Origin of the sequence: Chitinophaga varians (assembly GCF_014529945.1) — a bacterium.
GTDB lineage: Bacteria > Bacteroidota > Bacteroidia > Chitinophagales > Chitinophagaceae > Chitinophaga > Chitinophaga varians.
On the sequence record NZ_JACVFB010000010.1, the window covers coordinates 28,812 to 42,710 of the forward strand.

The window sequence follows — 13,899 nt, forward strand, 5'->3', positions numbered from 1 at the left end:
TTGCCATTTAGTTATTTACGCATCGATTCCCGAAGGTATATTTTTTTTCATCATCGGCCGAAGGCCACCCTGTTGATCATTCCTGCTATATATTGTATATTTACTGACGGTTTTATACGCAGTCAGGCTTATGAGCATCATACTTTCACCCGGGCATTATTTTGGCAAGGAGCAGCAGTTCAACGAAAATGCTTTCTTCAAGCTCAATATCACGGCCTACCAGCCGGATACGCATATTGATGCGCATTATCACGAGAATGCCTACCTGAGCCTGTTGATCAACGGTGGTTACCAGGAGATGAACCGCCGTACGGAAGATGAAGTGCGGCCCGGAGAGCTGCTGTTCCGGCCGGCAGGATATACGCATGCCAACCGTTTCCGGGAACAGCCCGGTCGTTGCCTGAACATAGAATTCAAACAATCCGGACTAGAGCAACTGACATTGAAAGGTTCGCTTCCGCGGCAACTGATGATCTACAAGCCGGGTGCCTTCAATGATTTGTACCAGTTGCTGTATGCCTTTCTGAAAGCGCCGGCCAACTGTCTGCCGGAAGAATATATCGTCAACTGGCTGTCCGAAGTAACGGACGTGAAAATTGCCAGTCGCCTGCCCTGGTTCACGCAGGCCAAGGAGATGCTGCAAAACGAATTCGATACGCATCATACCATTCAATCCATCGCCGGCAGGGTGTTTGTACATCCTATTTACCTGGCGCGGGCTTTCAAAGAAAAAGAGGGCATGACCATAGGCAACTACCAGCTGAAGATGCGTGCACAAAAAGCCATGGAGCTGCTTTTTACCACGCGGCTGCCGGTAACGGACATCGCCTTCTCCGCCGGATTCTCCGATACTTCCCATCTGATACGGGTATTCCGGGCATTCTACCAGTGTACGCCCCATCAATTCAGGCGCCAGCTGAATAGTTAATCTGATACTATTTTTTGTGTGCATGCCGGCGTTACTTTGCATAAAAAAGAAATATGCGCCGACTTATCGCCCTCTTATATTTACTTTCACCGGTGTGGCTTGTGGCCCAGCAGAAACTGGATTACCAGTTGCAGGTACAGGCAGACCTGTTGAAAAAGACCTTTGCCGTACAGGGGAACCTTTCCTTTGAAACGACCACCGCTACCACCGATTCCGTTAACATCATGATCAGCAAGGGGAGAGGCCCTGCCAAACTGCAGCTGCAGGGTGGTATCGCTGTCACCGTAGACACCAGTCTCAGTAGCTCCGGTGATGTGCTGTATCACTGGCACTTTAAACGCCCGCAGCCCGTGGGCGCCCGCTTACATTTTACCTATGCCTACGAACGGGGAGATGCCCCCACCTTTCAGTATTACCTGGACAGCAGTTTCTGCATGGCCGGCGGATATGGCTCCGCATGGTATCCGCAGGTGATGGCCCGTGCCGCCGACGGTACGGATGATTACATCCGTGGTACCGGCACCCTGCGGGTGACGCTGCCGGAGCCGCTGATGGCGGTGATGGCCGCCTGCACCCTCAACACCACGAAGGGCGCCGGTACACGGACCTACGAATTTTATTACGCCCAGCCGGATATCTTCTCCCTGTATATTGGAAAGTATACCCGCCAGGACTACCAGGGCAAGATGCCGTTTTATACCTACTGCCTGAGTAAAGCGATCAACGGAGATGATATCTCCCGGAAAGCAGCATCCGTACTGGATTTCCTGTCGGCAGAATTTGGTCCGCTCGTGATCCCCAATTTCTCTGTCATCGAATTTCCGGAAGCAGTGGCAGAGAAAACCGGTATCGGTGGCGCCAGCATTCTCGGCGGCGTGGTGATGCCTACCGGCGCGCTGCGGGAATTTAACTACGCACTGTTCGGTCATGAGATAGGGCACCAGTGGTGGGGCAATAAAGTGCTCTCTAAAGGCAGCACCGGGGCGGAGATGCTCTCCGAAGCGATGGCCCAATACGGCTCGCTGCAGGTAGTGGAACACTTCGACAGCACACGGGCCATCCATTACCGGAAGATCGGTTATCCCGGCTACCTGCCGGACCAGAGCGGACTGGGATATCTTAAAAATGCCGCCGCCGGCAACGATGAACCACTGGCCACGCTCAGTAGTAAGAACGGCCATATCCTCGGCGACAGCAAAGGTTTTCTGGCGCTGGAACTGCTGGCGACCGTGGTGGGAAAACCAACATTTCACAAAGCACTACAAAATATCGGCGAAAAATACAGCCACGATGGCCTTAGCTGGAAAGACTTCTTACAGGAGATATCCGCGGCGCACGGCAGCAGCCTGGAATGGTTTTATCAGCAATGGTTTGACCGCACCGGCGCGCCGGCATGGCAAAGCAGCTGGCAACAACAGGGCAATACCGTTCAACTCACCGTTACCCAGAAAGACAGTATTTACCAGTTACCACTGGAAGTGTTGGTTACTTATCGTAATGGCACCACTACCTTACAGCATATCACCGTCCGGGAGCGCGTCCATCAGCTGCAATTGTCTGTGAACGGACCGGTGGAAACTGTGCAGATAGATCCCTACTTTAAGGTATTGCACTGGGACGATGCGCTGACACCTATGGCGCAGGCACAGGCGAAAGTAGTGCGGGTACTGAACCTGCGGATACAGCAAAAGCCTGACGAAGCGATGGCATTGGCGAGATCCTACATCCGGGAAGGTATCCGGGATGATCAGTATGGAGTGGAGTTCTCACTGTATTACCAGATGGGCCGTATTGCCGCCGCGCAGAATAAAACTGACGAGGCCATAGGCTGGTACCAGCATGCATTGCAGAGCGTTAGCCGTAACAAGGAACTGCTGGCGTATACCTATTACCGTATGGCACAACTGGCGGCCGCCAAAAATGATGCGGCCCTGTTGGAATGGGCCTGTAATAACGCGGTCACCGCAGATGCTGCCAACCAACAGGCGGATGGCATGGAAGCAAAAGTACAGCTACTCAGAAAATAATACCTGTCGGCGGGCAGCCGTATCATCCGGCTGCCCGCCGTTTCATACGTTACAAGATTACTTAACGGTTATTTCCTTCGGAAAACATACATTTGGGCCTACCAAAATCAAATCGTTGTAACCTATGATTGTCAACAAATTTTCGTCATCTGCGCTGCTGCTACTGCTTAGCCCAATCTTTCTCCTGGCCCAACAGCCCTGCAATTGCGAAGGAAATTTCAAATGGGTAAAAGAAACTTTCGAGAAAAATGACGCCGGCTTTGACTATGCTATTCAGCAAAAAGGAATGGCCGCTTATCAGCAACACAACAAAGACATCCTGGCGAAAATTAAGAAAACCACAGACAAAGAGCAGTGTGCTGTAGTGATGCGGGAATGGTTACAGTTCTTCCGGAAAGGACATCATGCGATTATTCCGGTTTATGCTACCCCAGCCGCCGGCACGGCCACTACCGCCACCGTGAGTGAGACCCCTGAAATACTGTCACTCTCCGAGGAGCAGGTAAAACAACAGGTGCCTGATGTTTCAAATCCCTCACTGGAAGGCATCTGGACAACATCTTCCTATAAAATCGGGATCGTTAAAAAAGACAAGGGTTACAAAGGCGTTATTTTAACATCCGGCAATCAGGCCTGGAAGCCCGGTTATGTGAAACTGAACATCGCCGCGGATAGCGCCGGTACTTTTTATATGGGCGATTTCTCCGCGAATAAATTTGCCAAAGCAATATTGATCGGAAAAAATACCCTGCAACTGGGGAATGTGTTCCTCAATCGTATCTATCCTGCGTTTGAGGGAGATGATAAAGCCGCGGTGCTATATGCGAAGGAAATGGCGACCAGCGTACCTTTCCTGCAACAACTGTCTGATAAGACCATCCTCTTCCGGATACCCACTTTCGAAGACTATGCGAAGCATGATATCGACAGCCTGCTGAAAGTCAACGATGTCCTGCTGAAACGCACACCTAACCTGGTCATCGATATCAGAGACAACGGCGGTGGGTCAGATGTCAGCTACTACGGGATCATCCCGTTGCTGTACACCAATCCTATCCGCTCCATCAACACCACGTTTCTGTCTACACCGCTGAACAACAGCAGGATGGAAGGTTTCCTGGCTACGCCGGGTATTTCCGAAGCCGAAAAAAAGGAGTTGACGGAAGCGGTAAAAATGCTGAAAGAAAACCCGGGCAAGTTCGTCAACCTGAACAAAGGGAAAACCGTTCAGGTAGAAAAGCTGGATACCATTTTCCCTTTCCCTAAAAATGTGGCCATCATTATCGATAACGGCAACGGCAGTACGTCCGAAGAATTCCTGTTGGCCGCCAAACAAAGTAAGAAGGTGAAACTCTTTGGGGTCACCACTTTTGGCGTGTTGGATATTTCCAATACTTATGTAGTGGAATCGCCGGACAAACAATTCAAATTGGGGTACTCCCTCTCTAAAAGCCTGCGGATACCGGACCTGGCCATCGACGGGAAAGGTATTATGCCCGATTATTATATCGATAAGAGTATTCCTGATGCGCAATGGGTGAATTATGTGGTGGGCATACTCGAACAGTAATGCCTGTACGATTATGGACACCGGCCGTACACATCCGGACATTTAACAGGTGTTTTAAATAGATAACAGATTGAATTTTATTGTATTATAAATACGGCATGAAAATGCTGCGCAATATTGTCACACCGGAAAGGTGTGACAATGTTTTTTATGCATCTATCCATCAAATCTATGTTCCGTCGTCTGTGGCGTCAACGGCTTTTTTCTTTTCTGAACATTGCCGGTATAGCCGTCAGCGTGAGTGCCTGCTGGGTGATATACCGTATCGTGAGTTATGAATACAGCTTTGACAGCCAGTTGCCCGACAGGGGCTACACCTATCGATTGGTAACAGGATTGAAGTTTGATCAGAAAGAAGACTACAACGGCGGCGTATCCGCCCCCATGTACCAGGCGTTGCGCGAAGAGGTGCCTGGTATGAAGCGGGTAGTGCCGGTCTTCGGACAGTGGGTGAATACGGTGGAAACACGGGACCAGCAGCAACGGCCTATAGTGGTAGACGCGCCCGGTGAGATCGTGGCCACGGACTCTTCTTACTTTGCGATGGTACCTTACACCTGGCTGGCGGGTAATCCGGCCACCGCATTGCAGGGGCCGGAAAGTGTGGTGTTGACGGAGAGCCGGGCAAAAAGTTATTTTGGGTCCCTGTCGCCTCAGGCGATGCTGGGCCGGGAGATCACCTACAACAAAGAAAAAACGCGCATGGTGACCGGTGTGGTGAAGGACCTGGGATACCCATCAGAGTTTACTGCGCAGGAGTTTTTCCGGCTTCCGAAAGTGGATTATTCGTTAGCGCAATGGACCAATACCAACGGCTCTGATAAAGTATATCTTCAGCTGGTGCCGGGCGCAGACACCGCAAAGGTAATGGCGCAGATCAGTAGGATAGGAGCGGACAAATGGAACGAACATAGCCGGACCAACGGGTTTCCGCTTACGATCAAACGCTGGTTTAAACTGATGCCTTTTGAAGACTCGCATTTCTCCACTTATATCAACGAATGGAATATCCACAAGGCCAATAAGTCAGTAATGCGTGGATTGATTGGATTGGGCGTGCTGCTGGTCATTGTGGCCTGTATCAACTTCGTGAACCTGACTACCGCCCAGTTGCCACAGCGGTCGCTGAGCCTTGGCGTAAGGAAAGTATTGGGCAGCAGCAATGGTCACCTGATGCGTATTATCATGGGGGAAACATTTTTGATCGTGCTGCTGGCGGTATTAGTAGCGTTCCCGCTTACCGGGGTTGCGTACCGTTTTCTGGGAGACATTATTCCGCAAGGCATGCTGAATTATGCGCCCGGCTGGGGTATAGTACTGTTTTTGGCGGCGCTGTTGACCGCTATTACCTTACTGGCCGGCAGTTATCCGGCCTGGCTGATGACCCGTGTACAACCCGCCGGCATCATTCAGGGGCAGGGCGTACTCAATACCGGCAATAACCGCCGGCTGGCGTTGCGGAAGGTGCTCATCGTATTCCAGTTTGTCATTGCCCAGGTATTTATTGCCGGCACGCTGATCATGGGTGCCCAAATGAACTACACGCTGAAGAAAGAACTGGGATTCAATAAAGACGCTGTGGTGACCGTAGACATTCCGTGGAAGCTGTTACGGGACTCCGCCTACGCCAACAAACAGTATGTGCTGGCCGATGTGCTGAGAAACGAAGCGGGTATCGCGGCTGTTTCGGTGGGCAAGGTGCCGCTGATGGACGGCTACACTTCCAGCATGTACGAATATTATGATGGAAAACAGCAGGACCCGGTAAGGCGGCAGGTGTATAAAAAAGCGGTAGACACCGCATATATCCGTGTGTATAATATGCAGCTGGTGGCGGGCCGGAATATCCGTCCGTCTGATACCACCAACGAATATGTCATCAATGAAACGGCCGTGAAGGCCTTCGGCTTCGCCTCGCCACAGGAGGCCATTGGTAAAACGTTGAGTCAAATGTCTTCAAAGCGTCTCCCCATTGTTGGTGTGGTGAAAGACTTTCATACGAGAGACTTCCACATCTCTATGGACCCGGTGATGCTGATCGCCAATAAAGAAGATGGCACCAGCCTCAATGTCCGCCTGGCGGGCAACGACCCGGCGCAGTGGCAGACCACCCTGAAAATAATGGAGCGGCATTGGCACGCTATGTACCCTGGCGAAGAATGGACCGGTAAGTTCTATGATCAAACGCTGGCCGCTATATACAAACAGGACCGCTCTGATTCAAAGTTAGTGAACCTGGCCACGGGCGTGGCTATCGTGGTCAGCTGCCTCGGTTTGTTCGGACTGGCCGTGCTGGTGGCCTTCCAGCGTACGAAAGAGATAGGTATCCGGAAAGTACTGGGCGCCACGGTGACCGGCATCGTGCAACTGCTGATGTCTGACTTTGTGAAGCTGGTGACGATCGCTTTCATCATAGCCACACCTATTGCCTGGTGGGGAATGGACCGCTGGCTGCGCGGATTTGCCTACAGCATCAACATTGAATGGTGGATGTTCGCTTTGTCCGGCGTTGTTGCCGTGCTGATAGCCATCTTTACGGTAAGTTTTCAGGCGATCAAGGCAGCCTTGTCCAATCCCGTAAAATCACTGCGGACGGTATAAAGCCATTTTACACCGTCCTGAAACTCAGCTGGTACATCCTGCCATGTTCCAGTAGTTTCACTTCCAGTTCCCGCATATTGCCCGGCACCAGTTCTACCGGCGCCAGCGCCCTCATTCCATCTGTGGTGCCGTTGTTAAAATACCCTTTCACGAAGGGGATTTTCCGGTAACGTTTTTGAATATGCACGGCAGTTTCATCGATGATAACGATGCGACTACCGGGCTTGGCTACACGAATCATTTCCCGGATGGCCCGCACCCGGTTGTCGAAGAAGTTGATGCCACCTACATGAAAGACACTGTCGAACGTGTTGTCTCTGAAAGGAAGATATTCTGCATTGCCCCTGAAAAGCTGCATGCGCCGGTCCCATTTTGCCATATTGCGTACCGCCTGCCGCAGCATGCCACCGGAAATATCCAGCCCGTAGTATTCCGCGAAATCGGGGAGTACCCTGATGTTCCAGCCGGTGCCCACAGACGTTTCCAGCACTTTGTCGCCGGGCTTTACTTCCACATCGGCCATCCACACGCGGCGTAGCTTATCCAGGTCGATAAAAAATGACATCACGCTTTCGGCGATGTCATTGAATGGACTGATGCTGTCGTACAACCGCTGATATTTCCTGTTCATCCCGCCAATCTTTTCCAGTGCCAGGAAATCCGGGATACCGTTGACAACAGGGATACGGTTGCCCGACACATCTTCCAGATGCTGCTCTCCGACAGCATGTAATGACTGATGGTTATAGGGATTGATAAGCATAGGCGCCAGTTCCCGGATATGCATGGTCTTAAATTTGTCTGCAAAACAATGCTATACCAGCTTTGCAGGAAAGAGTCTCCGCGTAGAATGCAGCGCATTGTCGGTGAACAGCGGGTTTTTACCGGTGATTGATATATGCTCATTCGCTTTGCGGGAACACTTTTGTTTTTTTGGACTACCCCTGTTTGGTATATCTTTGCGGAGGCCAGAAAATAAATAGCTTTTTATGACAGTCCATGACTTTATCAGCCTGATGGGAACAAAGAGTACCGACCCCGCCATCAGCCGGTTGTTTGAAACCTACGGATTAGGAAAGCCGCCCAAGTCGGTGAATGCCAACCAAGGCAGTAAAGGGTTTAAGGACAAACCAAACAACCTGTCCTTTACCTTCAGGTTCGATATTACCAACGACCGTTTCTATCCGCCGGTGAGCCCCAAAAAGGATGATTACAACTTTGACGGCCACCTGAGCTCGATCGTGCTATACAGTGAAGACAGAAAAAGAACGCCGGACCCCAAACCTGCTGCTTTTTGGGATGGGTTCATTCATCCTGCTGCCACCTATGGAGATTGCCAGGCTTTCTTCTCTACCGGAAACAACGAACGGAATATTTTCAGAAAGCCGGTGAGTGAGGTGGCGGAACTGATGGTATGGATGTCGCAGGACCTGAGCCGGATTACGGATATGGAACTGCGTTTGAAGGAAGACCGTGAAATATTTTCCCATTATGATTTTAACCAGACAAGTCCGCTTAACACGATAAAGCAGGCCTACCCACTGTTGGTAAAATGGTTGTTCGATCACCGTTATCTGTTATTACCGGAAGATGCCTATCGCGAGACCCTGAGCGTAGATCATGCTGTGCTGTTGGATTTCACCACGAGGTATTTAAAGGACCATATCTGGGATACGCAGGTGATCGATGATCCGGAGCTGATTTCTTTTTTGTTTAACATTGCCCGTAGCAGCAATATTACGCTACCTGGTGGTGAAAAGATAAATATCTTCATCAGAACACTGTACATTGAAGTGGCCGGCAAAACAGCGCAGCGTCAGGAATTATATGACAACAGTTCGATGGATGAAGTAGATGCGCTGGAGCGAAGCATCTGGCTGGAGGAGGCACAGTGCAGGTCCTTCCTGCAAATGCTGTCAGATACTTTTACGTTGTTTAAGCAGCGTGTCCCCGAAAAACGTTATTAATCAAAGGCGCCCGACAGGGGGCCTTTTTTAGCTTTCCAGTTGTAACAGTTCCAGAAAAGGATCGCCGGTAATGCCAAGTAATTCGCAGAAAGCGGCTTCGGTGTTATGTCCTTTTTCTTTTAGGGCGATCACCTGCTGCCGGAAATCGTCCCCCCGCTGTTGCAGAATGGCCGCTTCTATCAGCAGGTGCCGGTAAGCCATCTGTTGCCGTGTGGGGATGGCCTGGCCAAATACTTCCACTGGTTGTCCTTCTATCGTAAAATTCGCTACCACGGCAGGCTTCTCCCGGATCATGATCTCCCGGATAACAAAATCGGGGTAGTGTTGAAACAGTTGTTTTACAGTAGACATAAATATCTCCTGATGATCAAAACAACAAATGATATCGATATCGCTGCCGGCCGTATGTACCAGTATGGGAATGCTGCCGGCAAAAACAGGGGAGAAGGCATGCAGGGGAGAAAGCAGCTGGTGGCGCGTCAGCAGGTCGTATACCTGCCGGTGAATGGCTGGCCCGTTTTGAAGATAACTGATATCGGTAAAATCGTGCATAAGCGCAAAGATAAGAGCATTACGTCCGTTGAGCAAGCCCCGTCGCGTACTGTTCCGGCTTTCCTTTTGTACCTTTGGACTGTAAAAAAATAGTTGTCAATTTTCCGGTTGTCGGGCGGACGCGGTAGTCCTACTTTTGTTGGGAAATCAAGAAGATAAATCATGCAATTGAGCTTTGACAGGATGTACCAGGCTTCGCTGGAGAAAGATGTGGCTTTTGAAGGCGTGTTTTTTACAGCGGTAAAAACAACCGGCATTTTCTGCCGTCCGTCCTGCCGTGCGCGGAAACCCAAGCCGGAGAATATAGAATTCTTCGCTACCACCAAAGAGTGTATCCTGAAAGGATACCGTCCCTGTAAAGTATGCCATCCGCTGGAGCAGCTGAACCAGACACCGGAGGATATCCGGCAGCTGTTGCAGGCCCTGACAGACGACCCGGGGCTGAAAATAAAAGACGCCGATCTGCTACGCCGCGGCATAGAACCACACCAGGTACGGCGTTGGTTCCTTAAAAACCACGGCATCACTTTTCACGCCTACCAGCGTATGTTCCGCATCAACTCCGCCTTTAAGAAAATACAGCAGGGCGAATCGGTGAGCGGGGCTGCCTTTGAGGCCGGCTTTGAATCCCTGAGCGGCTTCGGGGACTCTTTCAAAAACATCTTCGGGGTGTCTCCCAAAAAAAGCAGGCAACAACGGGTCATCGACCTGAAACGGCTGGAAACACCGCTGGGCACTATGTATGCCTGTGCCGTGGAAGAAGGTGTATGTCTACTGGAATTCACCGATCGCAAGATGCTGGAAACAGCATTCCGGTATCTGTCGCGCGTGCTGAACGCTACGATCGTACAGGGCGACAATCCTCACTTCCTTACGCTGGAAGCCCAGCTGAAAGCCTATTTCGACGGGCAGCGGCAAACATTTACCGTACCGCTGTATATGCCGGGTTCCGATTTCCAGCAATCGGTATGGCAGGTGTTGCAGGATGTGCCCTATGGCGCTACGCGCTCTTACAAAGACCAGGCGGTGGCACTTGGAAAACCGGACGCTGTCCGCGCCGTGGCCAATGCTAACGGCATGAATAAAATCGCTATCCTCGTTCCCTGTCACCGCATCATTGGGGCCGATGGCGCCATGACCGGCTATGGTGGCGGCATCTGGCGCAAACAATGGCTGCTGGATTTCGAAAAGAACAACTCCCGCTAACAATTTTTCTTTTTTTATGATTGTAACTACTTCCGCCGTCAACAGGTGGTATGCGCTGCTTATTGTCCTGACCGCGCCACTGTTGTACGTGATAGACATCTTTATCATCAACATCGCTATTCCCACTATTAAAAACAGCCTGCATGCCACCGACGGCGAAGTGCAGCTGGTGATCGCTGCTTACCTGCTGGGCAGCGCATGTTTCCTCATCACCGGCGGCAGGGCCGGCGATTATCTGGGCAAGAAAAAAGTATTTTTTCACGGGATGGTCTGGTTTACCCTGACGTCCTGCCTCTGCGGATTGTGTCAGACACCGCTGCAGCTGAACATCGCGCGTTTCTTTCAGGGCGTTAGCTCTGCTTTTATGGTCACGCAGTCCATCGCGCTGATACAGGTATTGTTTCCGGTGGCGGCCGAGCGGGCCAAAGCCATTGGCTGGTATGGCATTACGCTCAGCATAGCGGCTATTATCGGGCAGATGCTGGGTGGTTACCTGGCAGAAACACATGGTGCCGTTGAAGGCTGGCGACTGATATTTTTTATCAACCTGCCGGTGGGAGCCGCCGCCATGTGGGCTATTTACCGTTATCTACCCGAAACAGCGGCCACGGTGGGCGTGAAGTTCGACTACTCCGGCGCAACGGTACTGACGCTGGCGTTGGGTTGCCTGATATATGCCATCACCGAAGGGAGGGAGCAACATTGGCCGCTGTGGAGCGTGGGGCTGCTGGCGTTGTTTGTGGTGTTGGCGATCGTGTTTGTGCGCATACAGCAGGCCGGGCAGGGCGATAACAAAGGCGCGCTGATCAACCTCGCGTTGTTTAAGCAGCCGGCATTTAACATAGGTCTGTTGGCGGTACTGTTTCATTTTATGTTGCATACAGCTTACCTGCTGATGATGGCGGTTTACCTGCAAAGTGGCCTCGGTATGTCGGCGCTGGCTTGTGGCGCCAGTTTTATTCCGCATGCGTTGTTGTTTATGTTGTCGTCTGTGATAGCCTCCCGTTTGTTGGTGAGGTATGGGAAGAAGGTGTTACAGGCAGGACTGCTGATGATCTTTATTGCTTTTCTGTTGCAGTTGGTGGGTGTTAACGGTCCTGCCGGAACGGTGGCGCTGATTGCCTTATATGGGCTGGGCAACGGCATGGTATTGCCTTTCCTGCTAAACATTGTGCTGGATAAAGTAGCGGTGGAAGATGCCGGCGCGGCCTCCGGTATTTTCTCTACTTTTCAGCAGACAGCTTCCGGGCTGGGGATCAGTATAATCGGCGGTGTGTTTTTTGCCGTACTGCAATCCGATATCCACCCCAACGACTATACGGAGGCGCTGCGTTACGGGCTGGGCGCGGGGATGGTGTGTCTGTTCGTGGTGGCTGTTACGTTGTATTATCTACCGGAAAAAGCGGAGGTGGTGTAGTACAAGAAAAATTATTTTATTTGGTGATCCTGTCTTAAATTAGATCATCATCAAAGCCACCAAACTATCTGGACCGTTACTACCAACAGTGAATATATTCCCGTGCAAAACATTATCGGCGTGAACAATGGAATGGGCAATAGTGGCTGTTAACCTTTATTGAGTTTTACCATCAGCATATATACCGGCTGGCCTGTCATACAGGACCGTGGAAGGATGTTGTGCTGTAGAAAATCGTATAAGCAAAGCTGTTAGTCTGCAACCATCAAATTGCATCCAATGAAAAAAGCACACCTTATCTTTATGTTAATGGCGGCCATCGCCATTGTTTCCTGCGGTAAAAGCATGCAGGACGCGCTTCCTGCCGATGCCTCATCACTTCCATCCGGCAAGGCTTCCATTGTTCCTCCCGCTTCCAGTTATGCAGTAGCGCTGGCAGGTAATGGTTTTGTGACCACGGCGGCCCCCGGTGGCGCAGAAGTGATCACTAACAACGGCCTGGGTAACTGGATCAACGCCAACAGTATCACCAGCGCCTATTTCCGGCTGGGGCAAACCGGTCAGCTCAACGTAGCGGTGCGGATGAAAGTGCCTTCCGGCAGCAGCGATATTAAAGTAACGATCAACGGCACTGCCTTTACCAAAACAGTTACCGGTACCGCCTATACGGACTTTGCGATCGGCACCGTAAACATCACCGGTGCGGGCTATGTTAAAGTGGAACTGCAAGGCGTCAGCAAAACCGGCAGTTACTTTGGCGATGTGTCGCATATCGTTATCAGCGGCAGTGCCACCGCCAGCAATGTGGTATATGCCAATGATTCCGCGAATTACTACTGGTCGCGGCGCGGGCCTTCCGTGCATCTGAACTATCCTATTCCGTCGGGCGTGAGCGCGGAATGGTTCTACAATGAAGTCACCGTACCGGCAGGAGAAGACAAGATCGGATCTTATTTTATGAGCAATGGATTTAATGGCGGTTATTTCGGTATACAGGTGAACAGCGCCACCGAGAGGAGAGTGCTGTTTTCCATCTGGGACCCCACTACGGGCAAAACCACGCTGGTCCGGAAAGGGCCTGATGTGGTGGACAATGCCTTTGGCGGCGAAGGTACCGGCGGGCAGAGCTACCTGGTATTCAACTGGCAGGCGGGCACCACCTATAAATTCCTGACACATATTGTTCCTGACGGCGCGGGCGCCACAGATTTCTCCGCCTGGATATATACGCCGGAAACAACGTCCTGGCGCTTTATTGCCACCTGGAAGCGGCCTAATACCACCACCTATCACGCAGGGATCTATTCTTTCCTGGAGAATTTCAACGATAAAAACGGTTATCTCGGCAGAAGCGGTCAATATAACAATCAGTGGATACGCTCTACCGCCGGTGTGTGGACGGAGATCACCAGTGCTAAGTTCACCGCCGATGCTACTGCCACCAACGATCAGCGAAGAGATTATGCCGGAGGCGTGGATAGTGTTACCGGGCGGTTCTTCCTGAAAAACGGCGGGTTCTTCGCCAACTATGTCAACTACAATACTACCTTTACGCGCACCGCAACAGGGGTAGCGCCTACAGTGAACCTGAACACATTACCCTGATTGCAGACTGCTTTGCTTATTGGACG

10 protein-coding genes are annotated in these 13,899 nt (G+C 51.3%); 8 read left to right on the forward strand and 2 right to left on the reverse strand.

Annotated elements, in window-relative coordinates:
- The first annotated feature begins 130 nt into the window (after positions 1–130).
- From ICL55_RS34155 to ICL55_RS34170, 4 genes are all read left to right on the forward strand, one after another.
- Positions 131–928: a helix-turn-helix transcriptional regulator gene (locus tag ICL55_RS34155; RefSeq protein ID WP_188106401.1), complete on the forward strand. Its 798-nt coding sequence runs from the start codon at positions 131–133 to the stop codon at positions 926–928.
- A gap of 53 nt (positions 929–981) precedes the next feature.
- Positions 982–2,955 (forward strand): M1 family aminopeptidase, encoded by a 1,974-nt coding sequence (locus ICL55_RS34160; protein WP_188106403.1) that lies wholly within the window; start codon positions 982–984, stop codon positions 2,953–2,955.
- A gap of 124 nt (positions 2,956–3,079) precedes the next feature.
- Complete coding sequence (locus ICL55_RS34165) at positions 3,080–4,525, forward strand: S41 family peptidase (RefSeq protein ID WP_188106405.1); 1,446 nt, start codon at positions 3,080–3,082, stop codon at positions 4,523–4,525.
- Positions 4,526–4,675: 150 nt separating this feature from the next.
- Positions 4,676–7,126 carry an ABC transporter permease gene (locus ICL55_RS34170; RefSeq protein ID WP_188106407.1) on the forward strand — a complete coding sequence of 817 codons (2,451 nt, stop codon included), beginning with the start codon at positions 4,676–4,678 and terminating at the stop codon, positions 7,124–7,126.
- 7 nt (positions 7,127–7,133) lie between these two features.
- Here the strand turns inward: ICL55_RS34170 and ICL55_RS34175 are convergent, their stop codons facing one another.
- Positions 7,134–7,913 carry a class I SAM-dependent methyltransferase gene (locus ICL55_RS34175; RefSeq protein WP_188106409.1) on the reverse strand — a complete coding sequence of 260 codons (780 nt, stop codon included), beginning with the start codon at positions 7,911–7,913 and terminating at the stop codon, positions 7,134–7,136.
- A gap of 202 nt (positions 7,914–8,115) precedes the next feature.
- On the opposite strand from ICL55_RS34175, the gene ICL55_RS34180 reads away from it, so the two are divergent.
- A complete protein-coding gene (locus ICL55_RS34180) occupies positions 8,116–9,093 on the forward strand; it encodes a hypothetical protein (RefSeq protein ID WP_188106410.1) in 978 nt (325 codons plus the stop codon).
- Between the two features lie 27 nt (positions 9,094–9,120).
- Here the strand turns inward: ICL55_RS34180 and ICL55_RS34185 are convergent, their stop codons facing one another.
- Positions 9,121–9,645, reverse strand: coding sequence for a DUF4269 domain-containing protein (locus ICL55_RS34185; RefSeq protein WP_188106412.1), 525 nt, complete (start codon positions 9,643–9,645; stop codon positions 9,121–9,123).
- Between the two features lie 162 nt (positions 9,646–9,807).
- On the opposite strand from ICL55_RS34185, the gene ICL55_RS34190 reads away from it, so the two are divergent.
- The 3 genes from ICL55_RS34190 to ICL55_RS34200 all read left to right on the forward strand — a co-directional run bounded on the left by ICL55_RS34190 (position 9,808) and on the right by ICL55_RS34200 (position 13,873).
- Positions 9,808–10,851: a bifunctional transcriptional activator/DNA repair enzyme AdaA gene (locus tag ICL55_RS34190; protein ID WP_188106414.1), complete on the forward strand. Its 1,044-nt coding sequence runs from the start codon at positions 9,808–9,810 to the stop codon at positions 10,849–10,851.
- 16 nt (positions 10,852–10,867) lie between these two features.
- Positions 10,868–12,268, forward strand: coding sequence for an MFS transporter (locus ICL55_RS34195; protein WP_188106416.1), 1,401 nt, complete (start codon positions 10,868–10,870; stop codon positions 12,266–12,268).
- A gap of 279 nt (positions 12,269–12,547) precedes the next feature.
- Positions 12,548–13,873 (forward strand): DUF3472 domain-containing protein, encoded by a 1,326-nt coding sequence (locus tag ICL55_RS34200; protein ID WP_188106417.1) that lies wholly within the window; start codon positions 12,548–12,550, stop codon positions 13,871–13,873.
- The last annotated feature ends 26 nt before the right edge of the window (positions 13,874–13,899 follow it).